Raw genomic sequence first — 23,585 nt, 5'->3', positions numbered from 1 at the left:
CGCAAGGGGTCACCATGCCAGAGACAGACCTCCGGTACGACCCCTTCGACCCGGCCATGCAGGACGACCCGTACCCCGTCTACGCGGACTTGCGCGCCACCCGCCCTGTCTACTGGTGCGCGCCACGGAACTGCTGGGTACTCAGTCGCTACGAGGATGTCAGCGCAGCCCTCCAGGACCCGACGACATTCTCTTCCGCTCGAGGCATCTTCCCGGCACAGGGCTTCGACCTGGCGGGCGCGTTCCTGCCGATGATGATCATGATGGACCCACCGCGGCACGACCTCCTGCGGCGTGTGGTCGCCAAGGCCTTCACGCCGCGCCGGATCGCCCTGCTCGAGACACCGGTGCAGCAGATGGCTGCGGAGCTCACCGAGCGTCTGGTCACCGCCGGCGGTGGCGACGTGGTGCGCGAGTTGTCCGGCCCGCTGCCGGCGATGGTCATCGCCGACCTGCTCGGCGTGCCGCGTGAGGACCGGGACCAGTTCAAGGCCTGGTCGACGGCGCTGGTGACCACCGACATCTCCGCGCCCGATCCGATGAGGTCGAACCTCGACGCCGCGGCTGCGCTCTACGAGTACTTCCGCCAGTTCCTCGACGAGCGCCGGGCGCGGCCACGACCGGACCTCATGTCGGCGCTGGTGACCGCGGAGGTGGAGGGCCGACGGCTCTCCGAGGACGAGCTGCTCGGCTTCTGCCTCCTGCTGCTGGTGGCCGGCCACGAAACCACCACGAACCTCATCTCCAACACCATCGCCGTCCTGGCCGAGCGGCCCGAGGTCATCGACCGGCTCGCGCGCGACCGCAGTCTTCTTCCGTCGGCCGTGGGAGAGATGCTCCGCTACGACTCCCCCGTCCAGGGCCTGTCGCGCACTCTCACGCGAGACGTGCTCCTGCACGACGTCCAGATGAGGTCCGGCGACACGGTCCTGCTGCTGTTCGGCTCCGCCAACCGGGACGACAGCGCGTTCCCGGACGCCGACCACTTCCACATCGACCGGGTCGTCGACAGGCAGCTCGCGTTCGGCCGCGGCATCCACTTCTGCCTCGGCGCCGCGCTCGCCCAACTCGAGACCCGATTGGTGTTCGACGAGCTGCTCAGCCGGACCCATGCCTGGCGGCTCGACACCGGCGCCGCGCCGGTCAGGTTGCGGTCAGGCCCCATCCGTGGCTACGGGTCGCTGACCATCACCATCTGACTCTCCCAGGCCGGGACGCTGCGGTGCTCGGCGGCGCCTCGACCGACATCCTGCTGTTCATCGGCCGGCGAAGGCGAGAGCGTCCTGCCAGGCGGTTCGCCAGCCGATCATCGCCCGGTACTTCATGATCTTGCCCGGCATGTTGAGCCCCAAGGTGCCGACGAGCAGGTCGTCCTGGCGGTAGAGGGCGAGCCATCGAGCGTCGTCGAGGTCCCCGATCACCGTGACCTCGTCGGCGGCGGTGATACCGACCATCTGGAGCTTGTCGCGGTACCAGTCCGACCAGAAGTAGGGGACGGCGCTGTACGGGGTGGCCCGAGCGGGAGCCAGAGCGTTGCGGGCGGCAGCGGCGCCCTGCTCGGCGGCCGACGTCCAGTGCTCGAGGCGCATCGTCCGGCCGAAGAGTGCGTTGTGCCAGCGCGCGACGTCACCCGCGGCGTACACCTCGGGGCCGGCACGCAAGGTCTCGTCGCAGACGACGCCGTCCTCCACGTGCAGTCCTGAAGCGATGAGCCAGTCGGTGACGGGGTCGGCACCGATGCCGACGACGACGAGATCGGCGGGCAGGACCGAGCCGTCGGACAGCGCGACACCTTCCACTCGACCCTCGCCTTCGAGCCCGGTGACGGAGACACCGCACCGCAGCTCGGTGCCGTTGCGGGCGTGCAGGTCTGCGCAGGCGGCTGCCATCTGCTCGCCGACGGCACGAACGAGCGGCAGAGGGGCCGCCTCGAGGATGGTGACGTCGACGTTCCGTTTGCGGGCGGCCGAGGCGACCTCGGACCCGATGAAGCCACCACCGACGACGACCATGCGGCGTCCGGCGTCCAGTGCCCCCCGGATGCTGCGGGCGTCCTCGACCGTGCGCAGGGTGTGCACACCGTCGAGCTGCTCGCCGGGCAGCTGCCGGGCCCGCGCACCCGTCGCGATGACCAGCCGCTCGTAACGCAGCTGCTCCTCACCACCCAGGACGATTTCCCGGGCATCGGTGTCGAGCGCGGTCGCGGGCACGCCGAGGCGCAGCTCGACGTCCAGGGCTCGCAGCTCGTCGTCGGTGCGGTGGTGCGGCATCGCCGGGTCGTCGCCCGGGTCGAGGAATGCCTTGGACAGCGGTGGCCGGTCGTAGGGCAGGTGCTCCTCCGCCCCGACGAGCAGCAGCCGACCCGAGTATCCGGCCTTGCGGGCCGACTCGACCGCACGCAGTCCCGCAAGCGAGGCGCCGACGACGACGAAAGGTGCTTCGGGCATGACTCTCCAGAGAACAGTCAGCGCTGGTGCGCCGAGACACAGCGCGCAGCAGCGGTCGGCGGTCACACGAGCCGGGAGCAGTGGAAGGCGCGACGGGCTGGTCGCCGCGCCCAGCGGTGGCCTGGAGCCCGCTCTCCCTTCAAGCCAGAGGGAGGCGGGATCAACCTGTGCGGTGATGGTCAGCGAGGCGTCGAGACCGAAGTCGGCCGAGATCGCCCAGCCGCCGGCTACGTGCAGGCCCGGGTTCCCGAAGACGTGGGACGTCGCGCTCCCGGCGATGGACCAACCTCACTCCTCGATGCTCAGCGCGCTGGTGGGACAGGCCGCGACGGCCTCCTCCATCAGCGCCCGCTGGTCCCCCGGGGGCGTGGGATTCAGCAGCTCGAGTGCGCCGTCGTCACGGACCTCGAAGAAGTCGGGGGCGACCGACTCGCACATCCCCAACGACGAGCACTTGCTCTCGTCCAGCACGATCCTCACGCGAGTGTCCTTTCCGATCGGGTGGGTCGGTCAGCGCTCTGGGGTGAAGCGCACGGGCAGGTGGTTGACGCCGTGGAAGAAGGTGCTGACCGTGTAGGAGGGCTCGCCGGCCACCTCGATGTCGGGCAGCCGGGTCAGCAGCTCCCGGTAGATGGCCGCCAGCTGCTGGCGGGCCAGCTGGTTGCCCAGGCAGTGGTGGATGCCGCCGCCGCCGAAGCTCACGTGCGGGTTCGGGTTCCGGGAGAGGTCGAAGCGCTCGGGCGCGTCGAACACCTCGGTGTCCCAGTTGGCCGAGGCGTAGAACATGACGACCTTGTCGCCCTGGGTGATCTGTTGCCCGTTCAGCTCGCAGTCGCGGGAGGCGGTGCGCCGGAAGGTCATGATCGGTGTGGCCCAGCGGACCATCTCCTCGACCGCCCCCTTGAGCCGGCCGTCGAGGTCCTCCATCAGCCAGGCCTTCTGCTGGGGGAAGTCGGTCAGGGCCTTCATGGCATGGCTGGTGCTCTGCCGGGTCGTGTCGTTGCCGGCAATGGTGAGCAGCCCGAAGAAGGACATGATCTCCTCGTCGGTCAGCCGCTCGCCGTCGACCTCCGCCTGCACGAGGTTGCTGAGCAGGTCGTCGCCCGGGTTGCGCCGGCGCTCGGCGATGTACCGTCCGGACAGCTCACCGAGGTGGAGCATGGCCTCGAACAGGCGGCCGAGGGGTTCCTGGTCACCCATCAGCTCCGGGTCGTTCCAGCCCCCGGCGAACTGCGACTCGTAGGCCATCCTCGCCCGGTCGGCCTCGTCGATGCCCATCATGTCGCAGATGTTGTGCATCGGGACGAGAGCCGCCACTTCGGGGACGAAGTCGACCTCGCCCCGGGTGGCGATGTCGTCCACGATGCGCCGTGCGTTGGCCTGGATCTGGTCATCGATGCGACGGATCTGCTTCGGGGTGAACGCCGAGCTCAGCAATCGCCGGATCTTGGTGTGCCGTGGCGGGTCCATCGCGATGAAGCCCTGCCCCGCGTCGAGCAACTCCTGCGGCATCGACTCCATCACGATGCCCTCGCCGGAGATGAAGTCCTCGTGCCGCTTGGTGACCTCGACCAGGTCGGCATGGCGCACGACGGCCCAGAACCCCTGGTCGTTCGGGTCCTTCATCAGCATGTCCTCGACCGGCTGGTGCCATGTCACCGGACGCTCGGCGCGCAGCACGGCGTAGGTCTTCTCCCGCTCGGCGGCCGTTTGCGACCAAAACGCTCGGGACGAAAGGTCCGCCTGGTCATAGGGGCGGGTGTCGCGTGGCTGGGCAACAGCGGTCATCACGGCTCCAAGGTCTGCTCCATACGGGTGACGCTTAGGTTGACACACGGCACGGTTTTGTCAAGTCTTGGACTCGATCACCGAATCTGTCACGGCTGGCCTCGCGAGCGGGGATTTCGGGCAGTGCGCCGTGACAGACTGTCGGCACTTGTCAAAGACTCAACAAGCACGAGGGGACGGAGACGGCCAGTGGCGGCAGAGCCTCTTCGTCTGACCTTCCGCCAGCACGTGCGCGACCGCGCACTGGACGCAGTGCGGGCCCTGACCGTGGAGAAGGGCTGGTCCGGCGTGCGCATGGGGGACGTCGCCGCGCTGACAGGGGTATCGCGCCCGACGCTGTACAAGGAGTTCGGCGACAAGCAGGGACTCGGCGAAGCGCTGATCATGCAGGAGACCGAGAGGTTCCTCGTCGGCATCTCCCGCACCCTCGACGCGCACCCTCAGGACGCCGCGGGGGGAATCTCCGCAGCAATCGAGTACGTGCTCGGCGAGGCCGACGCCAGCCCCTTGCTGTGCGCCATCCTCACCTCGGCACGTGACGCCGACAACGACCTGCTGCCCATGCTCACGACGCGTTCTGCGCCGGTGCTCGACGCCGCCACCCGAACCCTGATCAGCTGGTTCACGCAGCACTTCCCGCAGCTCGACCCACGAGACCTGGCCGACGGCGTGGACGCACTGGTCCGACTGGCCGTCAGCCATCTGGTACTCCCCGTCGATGACCGCACGACCACCGCGCACCGGCTGACTCGGATCGCCCTGCGCACCCTGCAACTCGACCAGGTCGTAGGGGACTCCCCCCGGCGATGAACCCGGGCGGCTTCAGCTGGCGCAGCCGTCCACGAGAGGCGATACGGCGGGCCGCTCGTGACGACGGGGCCCGACCGCCCTGCTTCATCGGGGACGGACTCGACCACGCCTCCGCTCCGCCACGACCGTGGTGCTGATCGTGCGTGTCCGATCCCGCCACTCACGCCAGCGCGGGGTCGCAGGAGGGCCGCCCTGCCGTAGCACCGCTACCTAGGTGCTGTACGAATCGTTCGAGGTCGCGGGCAGGGCACGACCTCGCCGCGAGGACGAGCGCCGTCCCCCGCCCATCTCATAGCTCACGCCGGCGACCCGCCGGCGGACAGGCGTTCGCTCGTGCGTCGGCAAGCGCGAGTGCCCTTGCGCAGGTCACGGCCCTCAGCTCTGGGGCCATTGCCATGGTCCGGGACGCTGCGGCCCTGACCGGGCATTCCGACCGGCCCGGCGCTCGCGCGAGTCGGCCTCACGGCCGTGAGGCAGCTGTGGAAGGTGTGGAGGAAGCCGAGCTGAGTCAGGGTGCGGGCGGCTCGGGTGGGAGCAGGAGGTCCAACATCCGGACGAGCGCGTCATCCAGTCCGCTGGCCGGATGGGTGATCCAGTACTCGTGCGCGGCCAGGGTGCCCGCCAGCACCGCGTGCCCGACGACCACCGGGAACACGTCGTCGTCGGGTCGTCTGCCTCGCGCGAACTCGGCGGCCGCCTTTCGCCACTGCGCGTAGATCCGCGTCGCATGGGCCTGCAGGACAGGTACTTCCAGCACCAGCTGCGCCCGCTGCCACGCCCACTCCCGCTCCCCGGGCGGAAAGCGCAGGGCCGCCACCACCGCTCGGACGATGACGAGGCGGTAGGACTCATGCGGGTCCGCCGCCGACAACGCCTGCTGCAGCCGGACCAGCTCTGTCGGCGAGTCAGCGAAGCAGACGTCGGCCTTGACCGAGAAGTAGCGGAAGAAGGTGCGCCGACTGATACCGGCCGCCGTCGCGATGTCCTCCACGCTGGTCTCGTCGAACCCGTGGGCGACGAACAGCCGCTGCGCCACGGCCGCCAGCTCGTGGGCGCTCGTGATCGCCGGCCTGCCGCCGCGGTCGCCAGTCGCAGACCCGCCCCTGCTCCATCCCCTCAGCAACCTCCCCTCCGGATCCAGGCATCGAGCGCCCTTCCATTTCTGACACACGGTGCCATAACCTGAGACGCAGGTCACAGTCGGCAATCGGCCGGCGCACGAAGGGAGATCGCCGTGGGACGAGTCGAAGGCAAGGTCGCCTTCATCACCGGGGCGGCTCGCGGCCAGGGCCGCAGCCACGCGGTGCGGCTGGCGCAGGAGGGCGCGGACATCATCGCCGTCGACCTGCTGGGGACGGTCGGGACGGTGGGGTACCCGCTGGCGACGCAGGAGGACCTGGACGAGACGGTCCGCCAGGTGGAGGCGCTGGACCGACGGATCATCGCCAGCAAGGCCGATGTCCGGGACAGCGCCGCGCTGAAGGCCGCGGTGGACGACGGTGTCGCCCAGCTCGGCCGGCTGGACATCGTGCTGGCCAATGCCGGGATCGCCAGTTTCGCACCGGTCGACGAGATGACCGACGAGATGTGGGACGACATGATCGACGTCAACCTCACCGGGGTCTTCAAGACGGTGCGAGCCGCTCTTCCCCACCTGAAGGCCGGGGGGAACGGCGGGGCCATCGTTCTGACCAGTTCGACCGCCGGGATCAAGGGTCTGGCCAACCTGGCGCACTACGTCGCGGCCAAGCACGGCGTCGTCGGACTGGTGAAGACACTGGCCAACGAACTGGCGCCGCACATGATCCGGGTGAACTCGGTGCACCCCACCGCGGTGGACACCACGATGATCCACAACGAGCAGACCTACACCCTCTTCCGGCCGGACAAGTCGCCGTCGGACGTCACCCGGGACGACGTCGGCGAGGCGTTCCAGAGCCTCAACGCACTCCCGATCGAGTGGGTGGAGCCGGTCGACATCAGCAACGCGATCCTGTGGCTGGTCAGCGACGAGGCCCGGTACGTCACCGGCGTCCAGCTGCCGGTCGACGCCGGGTCGGTGATCAAGTGATGGCCGGACGCGTCGAGGGCAAGGTCGCATTCATCACCGGCGCCGCCCGGAGCCAGGGCCGCAGCCACGCGCTGCGGCTGGCCCAGGAGGGCGCAGACATCATCGCCGTCGACATCGCCGGGCCGGTGCCGTCCATCCAGATGTTCCCGCCGGCCACCGAGGACGACCTGGCCGAGACAGTGCGGCAGGTCGAGGCGCTGGACCGGCGGATCGTCGCCACCAAGGCCGACGTGCGCAACAGCGGGGCGCTCAAGGCCGCGGTGGACGAGGGGGTCGCCCAGCTGGGACGGCTGGACATCGTGCTGGCGAACGCCGGCGTCTTCGAGATCCAGCCGGCCCTCGAGGTCTCCGACGACGCCTGGCGGGAGATGATCGACATCAACCTGACCGGGGTGTGGAACACGTGCAAGGTCGCGCTCCCGCACCTCATCGAAGGCGGCCGGGGCGGGGCGATGGTCCTCACCAGCTCGACGGCCGGGCTCAAGGGGACGCCGAACACGATCCACTACACCGCGGCCAAGCACGGCGTCGTGGGGATCATGCGGACGCTGGCGAACGAGTTCGCCCAGCACTCGATCCGGGTCAACAGCGTTCACCCGACGGGGGTCGACACGGTGATGATCCAGAACGAGAAGACCTGGGGACTGTTCGCGCCCGACGATCCGGCACCCAGCCGGGAGAAGGCCGAGCCGATCTTCCAGTCCACCAATGCGCTGCCCGTCCCGTGGGTGGAGCCTGTCGACATCTCCAACGCCATCCTGTTCCTCGTCTCCGACGAGGCGCGATACATCACCGGGGTGACCCTCCCGGTGGACGCCGGGTACACCGTCAAGTAGCGCCCGCCGCCTTTCTCCGAGGAGCTCGTCCTGACCGAGCACATCCCGCACGCCACCGGCGACGACCCGGTCGTCACCGGCCACCGGGTCACCTTCGACGACGGCGCGCACGTCCGCACGATCCGCACCCGGGTCGCCCAGCACCTCGTCGGACGCACCAGGGAGCTGGACCTGCTGCTGGCCGCGGTCGCGGCCGGCCGGGACGTGCTGCTCGAGGGACCGCCGGGGACGTCGAAGTCGACGCTGCTGCGCTCGATCACGGCCGAGTGGGGCATCCCGCTGGTCTTCGTCGAGGGCAACGCCGACCTCCCTCCCACCCGGCTCGTCGGGCACCACGACCCCGCCCGGGTGCTGCGCGAGGACTACTCCCCGGAGAACTTCGTGCCAGGCCCGCTGGTCGAGGCGATGCGCTCAGGCGGCTTCCTCTACGTGGAGGAGTTCAACCGGGCGCCGGAGGACACCCTCAACACGCTGCTCACAGCGATGGCCGAGCGGCGGATCGCGGTGCCCCGGGTCGGCACGGTCGAGGCGGAGGCCAGCTTCCGCGTCATCGCCTCGATGAACCCCTACGACACGATCGGCACCACCCGGCTGTCCACGTCCGTGCACGACCGGTTGTGCCGGCTGGTGATCGGTTACCAGGATGCCGAGGCCGAGCGGGGCATAGCCGGCCGCCGGACCGGGCTGGAGTCGCCGCGGCTCCTCGCGGACGCAGTGGCGCTCACCCGGGCGACCCGGGAGCGGGATGACCTGCGGCAGGGCAGCAGCGTGCGGGGCGCGATCGACCTCGCGCTGATCGCCGCCCAACTGGCCGCGATCCGCGACGTGCAGCTGCCGGCCGAACCGTCGGTCGCGCCGCCGCGTGGGCTGCCCGAGGAGTACACCGACATCGTCCTGGACGCGATGCTGCTGGCCCTGTCCGGGCGCGTGTTCCTCGACGAGACGCTGGAGACGACGCCGGAGACGGTGCTCCGGGAGATCTGGCAGGACCACTTCCTGCTCCACCCGGCGGCGGCGGAGCCTGGTTGAAGAGCCGTCGACGCCGACTCCCCGGTGACCCGCCGCGACCGCCCGGGCGCGAGCCGGACCCGGGGAATGCGACCACTCCGGCGCAGGCCCAAGCAGCTCACCGAGCAGCCGACGCTCTATGAGCCGTCCCGCGGCGAGGGCGGCATGGCGCTCGTCTCCGGCGACCGGCGGCGGACGCAGACGGCGGCGACCCGGGCCGGCGGGACCGCGTCCGGCACGACCGACGAACCGGCCGACCTCATCGCGCTGGCCGACCTGGCGACCGAGAGCGGGGCGGACCAGCTGACCCGGGCACGCGCGCGGCAGATCGCCCGCCGGCTCGCTGTGCCGCGCCCGCCGCGCGACCAGCGGTCCCGGCGCGGCGTGGGCGAGCTGGCCAGTCTGTCCTGGAGCGGGGGGTCCGACGAGCTGGACCTGGAGCGCACCCTCGAGGCGATCGTCGGCATCCCGTACCCGGAGGGCACCGACCTGGTGGTGCGCGAGCGGGTACGGCAGCGTCGCTCGGTCGTGCTCGTCGTGGACGTGTCGGGGTCGATGAAGGGCGAGCGGGTGCGGACGGCGGCGGCCACGGTGGGGGCGCTGGCCGGCGAGCTGGCCCGCGACTCGCTCGCCGTCGTCGCCTTCTGGTCCGACGCTGCGGTGTTGGTGCGGATGGGCGAGCAGGTCGCGCCGCTCGCCGTGCTCGACCTGTTGCTGCGGGTGCCGACCCAGGGGCTGACGAACGTGTCCTTCGCGCTGGATACCGCGGCCCATCAGCTGGAGGGCGTGCCGCCGCGTGACGCACGGGTGCTCCTGCTGTCGGACTGCGTGCACAACGCCGGACCCGACCCGCGGCTGACCGCTGCGCGGCTTCCGCGGCTGGACGTCCTGGTTGACACCTCCGGGGAGCAGGACGTCGAGCTCGGCCGCGACCTCGCCCGGCTGGGTCGCGGCCGGGCCAGGCTGGTCAGCGACCACCGGGACGTCGCTGCGGCGCTCTCCGCTGTCTTCAGTGATTGACCTGTGGGGATTCGTCACGCACTGCGCCCTCCCCCACCCTGTCCAGCAGTCTCCGCCTACGCCTCGAGGCGGCGTGGTCGAGCGGCATGCCCGCACCTTGCGCGTCCCGTCCGGAGGGACTGTCAGGCGCAGCCGCAGGAGCACGCGGCCACTGTGCAGGAAACGGCGACGGCGCGTGCTCCCCGGGCGGGGAACACGCGCCGTCGCCGGTCCTTCTCCTACTTAGGGTCGTGCTCCGTCGCCGCGGAGTCGAGCCCGACGACGTCGTCGGTCTTGGTGCCGACGTCGGCACCGGAGGCCGCGCCCTGGACGCCCGCCGCCACCGGCTGCATCGAGCGCAGCAGGATCTGGCTGACGTCGAGGACCTCGACGTGCTCGCCGGCCTCGCCGTTCTGCTTCTTCGACGTGAGGGCGTCGGAGAGCATCGTGATGCAGAACGGGCACGCGGTGGAGATGACGTCAGGATCGAGCTCGAGCGCCTCCTCGGTGCGCTCCATGTTGATCCGCTTGCCGATCTTCTCCTCCATCCACATGCGGGCACCGCCGGCGCCGCAGCAGAAGCCGCGGTCCTTGCAGCGGTGCATCTCCTGCGTGGACAGGCCCTGGACGGACTCGAGGATCTCGCGCGGCGGCGTGTAGACCTTGTTGTGCCGGCCCAGGAAGCACGGGTCGTGGTAGGTCACCTTGCGGTCGATCGGGGTGACCGGGACGAGCCGGCCCTCCTCGATCAGCTGGCCGAGCAGCTGCGTGTGGTGGATGACCTCGTACTCGCCACCGACCTGCGGGTACTCCTTGCCCAGCGAGTTGAAGCAGTGCGGGCAGGTGGCCACGATCTTGCGCGTGCCGGGGACGCGGCCCTCGAAGACGCTGTTGAGGGTCTCGACGTTCTCCATGGCCAGCTGCTGGAAGACGAACTCGTTGCCCAGGCGGCGGGCCGGGTCACCGGAGCAGGTCTCCCCGCTGCCGAGGACGGCGAACTCGACGCCCGCGGTGTGCAACAGCTCCGCGACGGCCTTGGTGACCTTCTTGGCGCGGTCGTCGACGGCGCCGGCGCAGCCGACCCAAAACAGGTACTCGACCTCGTGGGGCAGCGGGCCGTCGGCCATGCGGACCTCGAAGTCCAGCTCCTTGATCCAGTCCTCGCGGACGTTGCCGCCCATGCCCCACGGGTTGCCGCGCTTCTCCAGGTTGGTCAGCATCACGCCGGCCTCGGAGGGGAAGTTGCTCTCGATCAGGACCTGGTAGCGGCGCATGTCGTTGATGTGGTCGACGTGCTCGATGTCCACCGGGCACTGCTCGACGCAGGCACCGCAGTTGGTGCAGCTCCACAGGACGTCGGGGTCGATGACCCCGCCCTCCTCGAGGGTGCCGACGAGCGGGCGGTGCGCCTGCGCGTCGTTGGTGCCCTCGATGCGGGCGTAGCCCGAGGCCCAGACCTGCTCGTCGCTGGGCTTGAGGACGTCGTAGTCGGGAGCGGTCTCGCTGGCCGTCTGCGCGCCGAGGAGGTAGGGGGCCTTCGCGTAGAGGTGATCGCGGAGATCCATGATCACCATCTTCGGGCTGAGCGGCTTGCCCGTGTTCCACGCGGGGCACTGGCTCTGGCACCGCCCGCACTCCGTGCAGGTGGAGAAGTCCAGCATCCCCTTCCAGGTGAAGTCCTCGATCTTGCCGCGACCGAAGATGTCGTCGTCGCCCGGGTCCTCGAAGTCGATCGGCTTGCCGCCCGAGGTCATCGGGAGCAGCGGGCCGAGCGCGGGGGCGCCGTCGGCGTTGCGCTTGAAGTAGATGTTGAAGAAGGCGCTGAACCGGTGCCAGGCGACACCCATGTTCAGGATCCGGCTGATGACGACCAGCCAGGTCAGGCTCACGACGATCTTGACGAAGGCGACGACCGTCAGCAGGTCGGGGCTGTCCGGGAGGATCGTGGCCAGGGCGCCGGAGACCGGGTGCGACCAGCCGGGGGCCTCGGTGAGGTCGCTGGAGACCTTGAGCGCGCGGATCAGCAGGATGCAGACACCGACGGTGGCGACGACGAACTCGACGAAGTAGCCGCGGCCCTCGTTGGAACCGGCGAAGCGGCTCTTGCGACCCTGCCGGCGCGGGTGGTCCTTCTGGCGCCGGTAGATCAGGTAGCCGATCCCGAGGATCGTGCCGGTGCCGATGATGTCCGCGAACAGGTTCCAGACGCCCCACTCACCGATCAGCGGGATGTGGAAAGCGGGGTTCCACACCTCACCGAACGCCTCCACCAGCGTCAGCACGAGGCCGTAGAACCCCATGAAGACGAACCAGTGCGCGACCCCGATCGAGGACCACTTCAGCATCCGGGTGTGACCCAGCGACTCGACCAGCGTCGTCTTCAGGCGGGTCCTCACCGGCCCCCACCGGGTGCCGTCGGGCTGGCCGGTGCGGATGATCCGCACCATCGCGCGGACGGCCCGGTAGGCCATCACCACCGAAACGAACAGGAACAGGACGCTGATCGTCCCCAGGACGACCTGCAGCGGGCCCGTCATCAATTCCTCCCCCGCACGCCTGACGGCGTCGGTTGACTCCCGTGCGCCGATCGGCGACGGCGAAACTCTGTGCGGTGTGCGCCTGGGGGCTCATCGCTCCGCGCCCCGGAACTCGCGCGCGAGAACGCGGCCTCGGCGATCACCCGGCGTCCCCTTCCTGAGGGCTGGCGCCGTTCGGACGGCTGCTGTCCGGCTCGCGCGAGGAGCTGGCCATCCGGATTGCCATGAAGCCGCTTCGCATACCCTCCACGCCGTCCTTCTCGTCGAGGGGAGGCAGCGACTCAGCCTGGTCGGGTCCCATTGCATCGAAGACCAGGGACACGTACCGGCGCCGGTCTGCCGGCGAGGCCGGGGGCGTGGAGAGACCGACGACGAGGATGCTGAGCACACGCGGGATGTCGTAGGGCTGCAGGTCCGCCCGGATCTCGTTCCTCTCCTGCGCGTGCCGCAGCAGGACGGCGAAGGGCTCCAGGAACTCCCTCAGCAGGTCGTCGGTCAGCACCGCGAAGTCAGCGGACGAGGCGATCAGTCCGCGCTCCCGGTCGAGTAGCTCCAGCAGTCGCTCGACGATCAGCAGGAACGACTGCCGGGCGCTGCCTTGGGCGCACGACTGACGAAGCAGGGGCAGGAGCTCGTCCCGCATGATCGATCGGTACACCGCCCGGGTCAGGCTCTCCCGGCCGGAGAAGTGGCGGTACAGGGTGGCGATCCCGACTCCGGCTTCGCTCGCGATCTCCTCCAGCGAACCCTGACCACCGGAGGCGAACACCTTGCGGGCGGCCGCGATCAACCGTTCGCTGTTCGCGAGGGCGTCTCGCCGCCGTGTACTCGCCGGCGGTGTCATGGCAGGGTATCCTCTCAGCCGACGCGAGCGGCACCCGCAGTACCGCTGGAGACCACCGGCTGCAGCCAGGGCCTTCCGTGCATACGATAGCTCCCTATCACTTCTGGTCTTCCACGGTGCCCTCATGGGAGCCGTGACGCACTGACCGGCTCTGGGGGCTGCGGTGTCGACATTGCTGTACAGGGTGGGGCGGGCGACGTATCGGCACCCGTTCCGTGTGGTCGCGGTGTGGGTGGTGCTGCTGGTCGCGCTCGTCGGCGCACTGGCCCTCAATCCCCCCAAGCTGAGCACGGAGTTCCGCATCGACGGGACACCGGCCCAGGAGGTGATCGACGAACTGGCCCGGGAACTCCCGGAAGTGAGCGGCGGTCAGGGTTCGCTGGTGTTCCAGGCGTCGTCCGGCGAGCGTCTCGACTCGGACCGGCTCGCCCCGGTGGTCGCCGAGGCCGTTCAGGGCGTCTACGGGATCGATCCGGTCGTGGATCCGGCCGAACTGACCGGAGCCCGAGAGCCAGGGGGCCCGCCCGCAGCCGGTTCCCCGGGCGACGTACCGCAGCCTCCCGGCGCGGCGGCTGTCGCGCCGGGGGCATTGGTCGTGGACGGCCGGCCGATCCCGGGCGTGATGGTGTCCGAGGACGGCCGCGTCGCGCTGTTCCAGTTCCAGTTCGAGGACCAGCTGTTCGAGCTCCCCCAGGGCACCGTGGCCGACACCGTCGCAGCGGCGGAGGCACCGGCGGAAGAAGCGGGGGTGGCCGTGCTTCCGGGCGCCACCCTGCAGGAGATCCCCGAGATCATCGGCATCGGGGAGATCGTCGGCCTCGCCGTGGCGGCCCTGGTCCTCGTCGTCACGCTCGGCTCCGTGGTTGCCGCCGGGCTGCCGCTGCTCACCGCCCTGGCCGGGGTCGGCGCGGGCATCGGCGGCGCCTTCGCGCTGGCCCACCTGTTCGAACTGAACTCCTTGTCCGTGGTCCTGGCGCTGATGCTGGGGCTCGCCGTAGGCATCGACTACGCCCTGTTCATCGTCAACCGGCAGCGGTGGCTCATCCTGACCCGCGGTCTGGACGCAGGAGAAGCCGCGGCCCGAGCCGTGGGCACCGCCGGAAGCGCCGTGTTCTTCGCCGGAACGACTGTCGTCATCGCGCTCACCGGGCTGTTGGTCGTGGGTATCGAACTGCTGACGGTGATGGCGCTCATCGCCGCCGCGACAGTCGCCATCGCCGTCGTGGTCGCCCTGACCCTGCTTCCGGCCCTGCTCGGCCTGGTCAGGGAACGCATCTGCTCACCTCGCGCCCGGGCACACCAGGCCCGGCCCGGCGACCGCTCCCGGAGCCCGGCGCGTCGCTGGGTCGGGCTCGTCGTGCGACACCGCTGGGCGGCCGTCCTCCTGGTCACCGGGGTCACCGCGCTGCTCGCCCTGCCGCTGTCCAGCATGCGGCTCGGGATGCCCTCGGCCGAGAGCTACGGCAGCGGCAGCGCACAGCGCGAAGGTTATGACGTGGTCGCCGAGGGCTTCGGCGAAGGCTTCAACGGGCCGCTGACCGTGGCCGTGCGGACCGCCGAGCCGGGCGCACCGATCGAGCCGCCGACTCTGGAGCAACTGGCGGCAGACCTCGACGCGCTCGAGGGCGTCCAGACGACCATGCCCGCCGGCGCCAGCCAGGACGGCACCATCGCGGTTCTGCAGGTCGTTCCGACCACGGGTCCGACCGACGAGGCGACCGAGGACCTGGTCGCGGAGATCCGCGACCGCTCGACGCAGTACGCGGGCGACCTCGGGGTCACCCTCGGCGTCACCGGCCTGACAGCCATCGGCATCGACATGTCCGAGCGACTGTCCGAGGTGCTGCCCCTCTACCTGGCGGTCGTCCTCGGCCTGTCGCTGATCGTGCTGCTCCTGGTGTTCCGGTCCGTCCTCGTCCCGATCAAGGCGACAGTCGGGTTCCTGCTCAGCATCCTGGCGACGTTCGGGGCGACGACGGCCGTCTTCCAGTGGGGCTGGCTCAACCAGGTGTTCGGGCTCGACAGCACCACCGTGGTGATGAGCGTGATCCCGATCATCGCGACCGGCGTGCTCTACGGGCTGGCGATGGACTACCAGATCTTCCTGGTCTCCTCGATCCGCGAGTCCCACGTCCACGGAAGTCACGGAGCCGACAGCGTCACCGACGGGTTCACCCAGGCGAGCCGCGTGGTGGTCGCTGCGGCGATCATCATGACTGCGGTCTTCGCCGGCTTCATCTTCAACGCCGACCCGACGGTCAAGCAGGTCGGCTTCGCGCTCGCCGTCGGCATCCTGATCGATGCGTTCCTGATCCGGCTCACCCTGGTCCCGGCGGTCATGGCCATGTTCGGCGACCGGGCCTGGTGGCTGCCCGCATGGCTCGACCGGCTCCTCCCCGACCTCGACGTCGAAGGTGAGAAGCTCCTCCAGCGGCTCGACGAAGAGCGCGGGGAGGTTCCCGCCGCCACGGATCAGCCTGGTCGGGAGCCGGCGTCGATCCCCGCGGGGGGAGGATCCCGATGACCCTCGCGCGGTGGGGACGACGGTTTATCACCGGATCCGCCGTAGCGTCGGCGACCCTCCCCTGGCTCGCCGACTGGAACCACGGCCACACCTTCGGTCCCGAGTACGGTCCGCACGCCCGGTGGCACGGGACCTCCGAGGTCCTCGGTGCGACGGCGGAGGGAGTCCTCGCCCTCTGGCTGCTCCGTGCCGCCGGCGACGAGCATCGGCCCGACGAGCGTCTGCTCGTCGCCGCCGCACTGCTGCCCATCGTCCGCTGGGCGCCGTTCAACCTCACGCTGCTGGTGCCCGGGACGTCCCCCTACGACCAGCACCGCATCCCGCAACGGGTCCTGGGCATGCCGGCCGCCCTGCTCAGCCAGGACCTCATCGCGGCCACCGCCGCCGCCGGGCTGCTTCTACGCCGCCTCGCCCGCCGGCGCCCGTAGGGCCGCGGGCGGCCGGCCGTCCGGCCGCTCGGCGAGCGCTCTGCAGGTTCAGCCGGCAGCAGGGTCCCCGTCGTGGAGGTGGTGGGAGAAGAAGCCGAGGATCCGCCGCCAGGCGTCCTCCGCGGATGGATGGTGGTAGCCGAAGCCGGCCACCCGCTCGAGGACGGCGAGTGGCCCGGCGTTGTGCCGGTTCATGAAGGAGTGGCCGGCCTGTGGGTACTCCTTGACGTCGTGGTCGACCGCGAGGCCGGTCAAGGCCTCGTCCAATCGCTCGGCCGCACCGGGCAGGGTCCTGTCGCGACCCCCGTAGCTGGCCACCACGGGGCACGCGCCCTGCAGCACGCGCGTCGAGGTCCGATGGGATCTGCCCGTAGTTCGGGGCCGAGGCGTCGAAGCCGCGGGTGGCTGCGAGCAGGGCGAAGCCGCCCCCCATGCAGAAGCCGAGGATTCCCACGCTCCCAGTGCAGTCGGAGCGCCCCGTGAGCCAGGAACGGGCAGCCGCCAGATCGTCGAAGGCCGGACCTTCTCCACGGGCCAGCGTCCGGAACGTCGAGCGAAGGCAGCGGACAGCTCCCCCGGCGCTGAACAGGTCCGGCGCCAGGGCCAGGTAGCCGCCGGCCGCCAGGCGGTCGGCCTGCTGCCGGGTGTCGTCGGTGAGTCCGAAGGCCTCGTGCACCACCACGACGCCGGGCCACGGGCCCGTGCCGACCGGCGGTACGGCGAGATAGGCCTTCAACTGCGAGGCGCTCGCGGCCCCGCCGATCGTCGTCTCGGGCATCACGGCCTCCGGGGTCAAGTACCAGTCGATGAGCTGTGGGGCAGGCCCGGCGTCACATGGACGCCCGCAGTTCCTCGGCGGCCGCCTCCAGGAACTCCACGGCCTCCTCCTCCAGGCCGGGCAACCGGTCGGCCACCTCCGCCACGGCAGCGACCCGGTCCGGCAGCGGGGTGTCGACTCTGGCAGACCGGCCCAGCCGGCTCCAGCCTTCGGCGCACCTGTCGTAGGCGAGGCCCGCCTGTTCGCTCGCCGCGCTCCCCGTCCGCCTGGCCACGTCATGGCAGCACTCGGCCTGCAGCCGACGGAACAGCCCACCCCCGGTGCCCGCCTTCTCGATGAACACGGGGAGGGCAGCCAGCGCGGACTCCAGGGTCACGTCGTCGAGGACCTGCGGCCAGCGGGCCAGGTCGTCGGCGAATCGGCGGATGCCGGCCAGCCCGGCTGCACTGATCGAGCCCGGCGGCAGGTCAGGGCGGTTCGCCAGCCCGGAACCCCCGCTGCGCATCCCGGCCCCCGCGGCGGCGAACGCGTCCGCAGCGGTGGAGCGCAGGTCCGGAAGCCGCTCCGGCCACTCCACGGCGAACGTCGCGTGCCGTGTGGGCGCCGGGAACCCCGTCGAGCGGCGCGCCCGGGCCAGCGCCGCGTAGGGCACCTCCTGGACGTCCTCGCGGTCGTTGTCGACGACGTAGGCGATCTCCCGCTCGTCGTCGTAGCCGACGATGACGACATCGTGCCGGCTCATCTGCAGCCGGACGCGGAGGTAAGGGAGCTCGGCGATGTCAGCCCACACCATGACGGGCCGGCCGGCGACCAGCTCGTCGCGGACCCACTGCCACCCCAGCGCCTCATCATCGGTACGCCGCAGGTCCACGCCGGCTCCGAGGCGACCGAGCAGGTCCACCTCCATGTCTCCTCCCCTGCCGACGAGGTAGACCGGCGGGGTCAGGCCCGGCACCCGCATGTACGAGAAGTGCAGTGCACCACCGAGGCCGAACACCAGGCCTTCCGCGGCCGCCTCCCCTCCCCAGGCAAGGCCGGCCCACTCCAGCAGATCCCGCAGGGCTCCGGATCCGCAGTGCCCGGCCATGCGGTGGGGGTAACCCTCCAGCAGCCGTCCCCCGGTCACGGTGCCACCCTCACCACGTCGCCGCCGCCACGAGCGAAGTGCTCCCGGCCGACGACGACGAAGACGGCGTTCGCTTCGACGACGAGCGCGCCCCCCTCGTCGGTGCCCTGCGCCCGGACGAACAGCTTCCTGCCCTCCCGGCGCTGTAGTCCGGCCTCGAGCAGATACGGGGTTCCGAGCAGCACCGGCGCCCGGTAACCGACCTCGAGATGGCGGGTGACAGCGGGCTCCCCGATCCGGTAGAGGAGGAAGCCGAACAGGTCGTCCAGCACCGTGGCGACCGCGCCACCGTGCGCGATGCCCGGCGCGCCGACATGCCGCTCGTCGAAGGCGTGCTCGGCGCGGACCGCGTCCCCTTCTCGCCAGACCTGCAGGTGGTGGCCGTGTGGGTTCTCCGGGCCACAGCCGAGGCAGCGTGGATGGTGCGGGGGCAGGTCTCGGGCATGGTCGTGCCCGGCGAACCCCCGCGCCCAGTCGCCGACCACCGAATTCACGTCGTCCACCACCACTGCCTCCTGTCGGACCCGTCTGATTGAGATTTCACGCGTGCACACTCCGGCCCGTGCGTCCCGGCGAGCCGGATGGGGGCAACTTCGGCGTCGCCGACCGGCGTGCTCAGCGGTGTACCGCCGCTTCTCCTCCGCCGTGCTGCTGCCGCAACACCGTCTTCAGCACCTTGCCGGTGGCGTTGCGCGGGAGCTCGGCGACGAACTCGACCCGCGTGGGGCACTTGAAGTGTGCGAGCCGTTCGCGGGCGTACGCGATCAGTTCCTCGGCCGTCGTCGCGGCGCCGTCCTGGAGCGCGACGACGGCCACCGGTGTCTCCCCCCAGCGGTCGTGGGGGACGCCGACGACAGCCACCTCGCGGACGGAATCATGCCGGTAGAGCACCTGCTCGGCCTCGATGGGGTACACGTTCTCGCCACCGGTGATGATCATGTCCTTCTTGCGGTCGACGAGCGTCATGAAGCCCTCGGGGTCCATGCGCCCGAGGTCGCCGGTGTGGAACCACCCACCGCGGAATGCCTCGGCCGTGGCCTCCGGTAGACCCCAGTAGCCGGCGAACACGTTGGGTCCGCGCAGCACGAGCTCTCCGACCTCCCCGGTGCGGACGTCCCTGTCGGCGTCATCGACGATGCGCGCCCGGACGTGGAACATCGGCCGGCCGATGGAACCCGCCTTCTCCTTGACGTGGTCGGCGTCCAGCACTGACACACCGGGCGCTGTCTCGGTCATCCCGAAGCCCTCCTGGAAGGGCAGTCCCTTCCCCTGGAAGAAGTCGATGACCGGCAGCGGGCACGGCGCTCCCCCGGACACTGCCAGCTCCAGCGACGACAGGTCGAAGTCGTCCAAACCGGGCACCGACATGAGCGCCGCCCACATCGCCGGGACCATGAACTGCACGGTGGTCCGCTCCCGGGACATGGCCTCCACGGTCCGGAGCGGATCGAACGACGGCAGCAGGACGTTGGTCCCGCCGACGTAGAGCAGCGGCAGCGTGTGGACACCCAGGCCACCGATGTGGAACATCGGCGCCACTGTCACCGTGACGTCGCTCTCGCGAAGCCCTCGGCCGAAGGAGAGACTGTTCACGACGTTCCACAGGTGGTTGTCGTGGGTCAGCATCGCCCCCTTGGGACGTCCCGTGGTCCCGGACGTGTACATCAGACAGGACAGGTCCCGACGGTCGACGTCGGTATCCACGGGCCGGGGATCGCCGCTGCTCAGCACCTGCTCGTAGTCGAGCTCCCCGTCCTCGGGCTCTCCGCCGACGACCAGGCGGGACCGGACCCGCACCCCGTCCGCGGTGACTGCTGCGCGCGCCATTGGCGCGAGGGGCGCCGAGTACACGAAGGTGTCCGACCCAGAGTCGACCAGGAGGTAGGCGACCTCCGCCGGCCCGAGCCGCACGTTCATGGGCACGAACACAGCCCCCAGCTTCGCGGTGGCCAGCATGGTCTCGAGGAACGCTGTGCTGTTGAGCAGGAGCCCGGCGACCCGGTCCCCTTGGCGGACCCCGAGCGCACGCAGCGCTCGGGCCAGCTGATCGATGTTCCTGTCCAGCTCGGCATAGGTGAGGCGCCGGTTTCCGTCCACCAGTGCGAGCCGGTCCCCGGACAGGAACGCCCTCGTGGCGACCCAGCCACCGATTCCCTCGTCCATGCGCCACCCTCTTCGTCGGGACAACAGTCCGTGACCCAGGTCACGGCAGCTTGGTCCAAACTTGACGGTGTCGTCAAGATGGAGCCCGCGGCCATCGGCGGAAGGGACGGAGCATGACCTCGGCAGGACCTGCGTCACCTCCGGCCACGGCGCGTGGCCGCCGCACCCGATCCGCACTGCTGACGGCCGGACGGCAGCTGTTCGAGGAGTGCGGGTTCTCCGCCGTGGGGATCGATGACATCGCCTTACGCGCGGGGGTCTCCCACGGCACGTTCTACACGTGGTTCGACTCCAAGGAGACGTTGCTCCGCGAGATCGTCAGCGAGGTCGCCGCAGAGGTCTTCTCGGCGACCTCGATCGGTACCCGCCTGCCGGCCAAAGCTGCGTACGCGCGCATCGAGGCCGCCAACCGGTCCTTCCTGCGTGCTGTCACCCGGCACTCCCGCATCCTCCGAGTGCTGGACTCGCTGGCGGACACCCAGGAGGACTTCCGACAGCTCCGCTCGGAGATGCGTGAGTCGTTCGTCCAGCGTGGGATGGAGGGCCTGATCCGGCTGCAGGAGCTGGGCCTGGCCGACCCGCTGCTGCCACCGCGGGCGACGGCCAGCGCGCTGGGCGCGATGGTGGAGTCCTTCGCCCACGTGTGGCAGGACCCGGTGGAAGAACTCGACGAAGCCGCCGCCGTCGACGTCCTCACCCGGTTGTGGGCGGGGGCGATAGGTCTGGCGCCGCCGGCCCGACCCGCCGGTGAAGGCACCGCCGAGAGCCCCGGCGCGGGCGTGACCCTGCTGGGACCGCCGAGGGACCGCGCGGGGCGGCCCGGCCGGTCAGTGCTGCACCCAATGCCACGGCGTCTCGCGGCTGCGCCGCACCCGACCCCTGCTCTCCAGGAGAACCAGGTGCGCCAGGGTCTCGGCAACAGCCGCTCTGCGCATGAAACCCGAGATCTGCTGCCATGGCCGCGACCAGCTCAGCGCGGCGGTCAGCTCCCAGGTCGTGGGCGCCGTCGTCACAGCAGCGTGGATCTCCTGCAGTCGGGCGTCGTGGTGGCCCACCAGCGCCGACACGCGCGCCGCCAGACCGGCGAAGCGGTACTCGTGCCCGGGCAGCACCTCGTCCAGGTGGGAGTCCAGCGCCCCGACACGCGCCACGGAATCGATGAAGTCGGCCAGCGGGTTGCCGCCCGACTGCGCGTGCACCCCGATGTTGGGTGTGATGCGGGGCAGGACGTGGTCGCCGGAGAAGAGGAGGCGACGACGGTGCTCGTGGAAGCACAGGTGCCCGGGCGAATGGCCGGGAGTGTGCACGGCACGCAGATCCCATCCAGGCAAGGGCAGCCGGTCACCGTCGCGGATGAGGCGGTCCGGTTCGGCCTGGCGGACGTAGTCGGCGATCTGCAGCGAGGCCCCGGACAGGACCCGGAGCTCGTCCTCGGGCACTCCGCAGTTCCGCAGCAGTGCGACCATGCCCTCCAGCAGGTCGGTGATGCCGGCCCCGTACCGGGCCGGCAGCAGCGCAGCGTCGTCGGGATGCAGCCCCACCCAGGCCCCTGACGCCTCACGGACCCGGCCCGCCAGGCCGTAGTGATCGGGATGGATGTGCGTCACCATGACGCCGCGGACGTCGGCGACCACGTACCCCGCCGTCGCCAGGCCCTGGGTGAGGGCTTGCCAGGCGTCGTCGGTGTCCCACCCGGCGTCGATCAGTGCCACCCCGTCATCGAGCTCGAGGGCGTAGACGAGGACGTAGCGCAGGGGGCTGTCGGGAATGGGCACCGGGATCGACCACAGCCCCTGCTGGACCCGCTCCACCGGCGGCAGTACGTTTTCGACCCACGCCCGTTGCTGCTTGACGCCGGTGACCCACAACGGGCCGGCGGACCCCGCGGTCACAGACCCATCCGCTTGCTGATGACCTCGTTCATGATCTCGTTCGCCCCGCCGCCGATGCCGAGTATCCGGGCGTCCCGGTAGTGCCGTTCGACCTCCGACTCCCGCATGTATCCCATGCCGCCGAAGATCTGCACCGCCTCGTCAACCACGAAGTCACAGGCGTAGACGGCGGTGTTCTTCGCCATCGACACCTCGGTGACGACGTCCTCCCCGGCCAGGTAGCGCTGCGCCACAGCTCGCGTGTAGGTGCGGGCGACGTCGACCTGACGCGCCATCTCGGCGAGCTTGTGCCGGATCACCTGTCGAGAGGAGAGCGGCCGCCCGAAGGTCTCCCGGTCCCGCGCCCACCCGAGGGCCAGGTCCAGGGCGCGGGCCGCGGTGGCGTAGGCCTGGACTGCCAGGCCGATCCGCTCGCTCTGGAACTGCTGCATGATCTGCACGAAGCCGGAGTTCTCTGTGCCCACCAGCTGCGCGGCCGGCACGCGGACGTCGGTGAAGGCCAGCTCGGCTGTGTCGCTGCACCGCCAGCCCATCTTGTCCAGCCGCCGGGAGACGCTGAACCCGGGCGTGTTCGTGTCGATGACGAGCAGCGAGACACCGCCGTGACCCGGTCCGCCGGTGCGCACAGCGGTGGTCACGAAGTCGGCGCGGACCCCGCTGGTGATGAAGGTCTTGGCTCCGTTGACCACGTACTCGTCGCCTTCGCGCACGGCCCGGGTGCGCAGATTTGCGACATCCGAGCCCCCGCCGGGCTCGGTCACCGCGAGCGAACCGATCAGCTCCCCGGCCAGCGTGGGTCGGACGTAGCGGTCGACCAGCTCGGCGCTGCCGTGGGCGGCGATGTGCGGCACGGCGATGCCGTGGGTGAACAGCGAGGCACAGACACCTGTGGACCCACCCCCGTGCAGGATCTCCTCGGTCATGACCGCCGAGTCGATCGCGTTGCCGCCGCTGCCGCCCACCTCTTCGGCGAACCCGACGCCGAGCAGGCCCGCGCCGGCCGCCTTACGGTGCAGATCGCGCGGCAGCTCGCCATCCCGTTCCCACTCGGCCATGTTCGGAGCGATCTCCCGGGCCACGAAGTCGCGGGCGAGCCGGCGGAGGGCCACCCGCTCGGGCGTGCTCCATGGGTCGGGGGCGTGCGCGGTGACGTCGGTAGGGCTCATGACTGCTCTCCTCCGGTCGGTCCTCCCGCAGCTGGTACACAGGCGGCCGCGTGCATGTCGAGCAGGGCCGCGATGCACCCTCCGCGCCTCGAACGACGTGAGCCACTACGACACCTCAAGCAGGTCGTGGGGACGGCCACGGAGGACTTGACGTCACCGTCAGGTTAG

The 23,585-nt window shown here is 70.4% G+C and carries 20 protein-coding genes and 2 pseudogenes; 9 read left to right on the top strand and 13 right to left on the bottom strand.

Going from position 1 to position 23,585, the window contains the following annotated elements:
• The first annotated feature begins 14 nt into the window (after positions 1-14).
• Positions 15-1,199 carry a cytochrome P450 gene (locus JKP76_RS14355; protein WP_200491641.1) on the top strand — a complete coding sequence of 395 codons (1,185 nt, stop codon included), beginning with the start codon at positions 15-17 and terminating at the stop codon, positions 1,197-1,199.
• 57 nt (positions 1,200-1,256) lie between these two features.
• Here JKP76_RS14355 and JKP76_RS14350 read toward each other — a convergent pair whose 3' ends face one another.
• The 3 genes from JKP76_RS14350 to JKP76_RS23545 form a co-directional block, all read right to left on the bottom strand.
• Positions 1,257-2,447 carry an NAD(P)/FAD-dependent oxidoreductase gene (locus JKP76_RS14350; RefSeq protein ID WP_200491640.1) on the bottom strand — a complete coding sequence of 397 codons (1,191 nt, stop codon included), beginning with the start codon at positions 2,445-2,447 and terminating at the stop codon, positions 1,257-1,259.
• A 288-nt stretch (positions 2,448-2,735) separates the two neighbouring features.
• Positions 2,736-2,927: a ferredoxin gene (locus JKP76_RS14345; RefSeq protein WP_200491639.1), complete on the bottom strand. Its 192-nt coding sequence runs from the start codon at positions 2,925-2,927 to the stop codon at positions 2,736-2,738.
• A 30-nt stretch (positions 2,928-2,957) separates the two neighbouring features.
• Positions 2,958-4,106 (bottom strand): cytochrome P450, encoded by a 1,149-nt coding sequence (locus JKP76_RS23545; RefSeq protein WP_309229720.1) that lies wholly within the window; start codon positions 4,104-4,106, stop codon positions 2,958-2,960.
• Positions 4,107-4,463: 357 nt separating this feature from the next.
• Between JKP76_RS23545 and JKP76_RS23540 the strand changes: the two genes are divergently transcribed.
• Positions 4,464-5,045, top strand: coding sequence for a TetR family transcriptional regulator (locus JKP76_RS23540; RefSeq protein ID WP_200491637.1), 582 nt, complete (start codon positions 4,464-4,466; stop codon positions 5,043-5,045).
• 508 nt (positions 5,046-5,553) lie between these two features.
• Here the strand turns inward: JKP76_RS23540 and JKP76_RS14330 are convergent.
• A complete protein-coding gene (locus JKP76_RS14330; RefSeq protein ID WP_309232995.1) occupies positions 5,554-6,081 on the bottom strand; it encodes a TetR family transcriptional regulator in 528 nt (175 codons plus the stop codon).
• A gap of 198 nt (positions 6,082-6,279) precedes the next feature.
• Between JKP76_RS14330 and JKP76_RS14325 the strand changes: the two genes are divergently transcribed.
• From JKP76_RS14325 to JKP76_RS14310, 4 genes are all read left to right on the top strand, one after another.
• On the top strand, positions 6,280-7,116 hold the full coding sequence (locus JKP76_RS14325; RefSeq protein ID WP_040339434.1) for a mycofactocin-coupled SDR family oxidoreductase: 837 nt from the start codon (positions 6,280-6,282) through the stop codon (positions 7,114-7,116).
• Complete coding sequence (locus tag JKP76_RS14320) at positions 7,116-7,952, top strand: mycofactocin-coupled SDR family oxidoreductase (RefSeq protein ID WP_200491636.1); 837 nt, start codon at positions 7,116-7,118, stop codon at positions 7,950-7,952. The genes JKP76_RS14325 and JKP76_RS14320 overlap by 1 nt, the downstream gene beginning before the upstream one ends.
• 42 nt (positions 7,953-7,994) lie before the next feature.
• Entirely contained in the window at positions 7,995-8,981 is a 987-nt protein-coding gene (locus JKP76_RS14315) for a MoxR family ATPase (RefSeq protein WP_200492545.1), read from the top strand.
• A 66-nt stretch (positions 8,982-9,047) separates the two neighbouring features.
• Positions 9,048-9,980 carry a VWA domain-containing protein gene (locus JKP76_RS14310; RefSeq protein ID WP_051515986.1) on the top strand — a complete coding sequence of 311 codons (933 nt, stop codon included), beginning with the start codon at positions 9,048-9,050 and terminating at the stop codon, positions 9,978-9,980.
• Positions 9,981-10,198: 218 nt separating this feature from the next.
• Here the strand turns inward: JKP76_RS14310 and JKP76_RS14305 are convergent, their stop codons facing one another.
• Together JKP76_RS14305 and JKP76_RS14300 are read right to left on the bottom strand one after the other, a co-directional pair.
• Positions 10,199-12,496: a (Fe-S)-binding protein gene (locus tag JKP76_RS14305; protein WP_200491635.1), complete on the bottom strand. Its 2,298-nt coding sequence runs from the start codon at positions 12,494-12,496 to the stop codon at positions 10,199-10,201.
• A 139-nt stretch (positions 12,497-12,635) separates the two neighbouring features.
• A complete protein-coding gene (locus JKP76_RS14300) occupies positions 12,636-13,340 on the bottom strand; it encodes a TetR/AcrR family transcriptional regulator (protein WP_051515987.1) in 705 nt (234 codons plus the stop codon).
• A 226-nt stretch (positions 13,341-13,566) separates the two neighbouring features.
• Between JKP76_RS14300 and JKP76_RS14295 the strand changes: the two genes are divergently transcribed.
• A complete protein-coding gene (locus JKP76_RS14295; protein WP_197022343.1) occupies positions 13,567-15,864 on the top strand; it encodes an MMPL family transporter in 2,298 nt (765 codons plus the stop codon).
• Entirely contained in the window at positions 15,861-16,292 is a 432-nt protein-coding gene (locus JKP76_RS14290; protein WP_200491634.1) for a hypothetical protein, read from the top strand. Before JKP76_RS14295 ends, JKP76_RS14290 begins: the two co-directional genes overlap by 4 nt.
• A gap of 48 nt (positions 16,293-16,340) precedes the next feature.
• Here the strand turns inward: JKP76_RS14290 and JKP76_RS24140 are convergent, their stop codons facing one another.
• The 5 genes and pseudogenes from JKP76_RS24140 to JKP76_RS14270 form a co-directional block, all read right to left on the bottom strand.
• Positions 16,341-16,610 (bottom strand): dienelactone hydrolase family protein, encoded by a 270-nt coding sequence (locus tag JKP76_RS24140; RefSeq protein WP_375335666.1) that lies wholly within the window; start codon positions 16,608-16,610, stop codon positions 16,341-16,343.
• Positions 16,611-16,710: 100 nt separating this feature from the next.
• Positions 16,711-17,070: pseudogene (locus JKP76_RS24135) on the bottom strand (dienelactone hydrolase family protein); the annotation flags it as partial.
• Positions 17,071-17,122: 52 nt separating this feature from the next.
• Positions 17,123-18,196 (bottom strand): BtrH N-terminal domain-containing protein, encoded by a 1,074-nt coding sequence (locus JKP76_RS14280; RefSeq protein ID WP_224499410.1) that lies wholly within the window; start codon positions 18,194-18,196, stop codon positions 17,123-17,125.
• Positions 18,193-18,699 (bottom strand): PaaI family thioesterase, encoded by a 507-nt coding sequence (locus JKP76_RS14275; RefSeq protein WP_170977905.1) that lies wholly within the window; start codon positions 18,697-18,699, stop codon positions 18,193-18,195. The genes JKP76_RS14280 and JKP76_RS14275 overlap by 4 nt, the downstream gene beginning before the upstream one ends.
• 112 nt (positions 18,700-18,811) lie before the next feature.
• Positions 18,812-20,359 (bottom strand): long-chain fatty acid--CoA ligase, encoded by a 1,548-nt coding sequence (locus tag JKP76_RS14270; RefSeq protein WP_200491632.1) that lies wholly within the window; start codon positions 20,357-20,359, stop codon positions 18,812-18,814.
• 113 nt (positions 20,360-20,472) lie between these two features.
• Here JKP76_RS14270 and JKP76_RS24130 point away from each other — a divergent pair.
• Positions 20,473-20,664, top strand: a pseudogene (locus JKP76_RS24130) (TetR/AcrR family transcriptional regulator); the annotation flags it as partial.
• Positions 20,665-21,186: 522 nt separating this feature from the next.
• Here the strand turns inward: JKP76_RS24130 and JKP76_RS14260 are convergent.
• Positions 21,187-22,251: an MBL fold metallo-hydrolase gene (locus JKP76_RS14260; protein ID WP_200491631.1), complete on the bottom strand. Its 1,065-nt coding sequence runs from the start codon at positions 22,249-22,251 to the stop codon at positions 21,187-21,189.
• Positions 22,248-23,417: an acyl-CoA dehydrogenase family protein gene (locus JKP76_RS14255; protein WP_040339444.1), complete on the bottom strand. Its 1,170-nt coding sequence runs from the start codon at positions 23,415-23,417 to the stop codon at positions 22,248-22,250. The genes JKP76_RS14260 and JKP76_RS14255 overlap by 4 nt, the downstream gene beginning before the upstream one ends.
• Positions 23,418-23,585 lie beyond the last annotated feature (168 nt).

This window comes from Blastococcus sp. TML/C7B (assembly GCF_016612845.1).
GTDB lineage: Bacteria > Actinomycetota > Actinomycetes > Mycobacteriales > Geodermatophilaceae > Blastococcus.
Note: the sequence above shows the minus strand (reverse complement) of the source record. Positions and strands in the feature narration are given on the sequence as shown.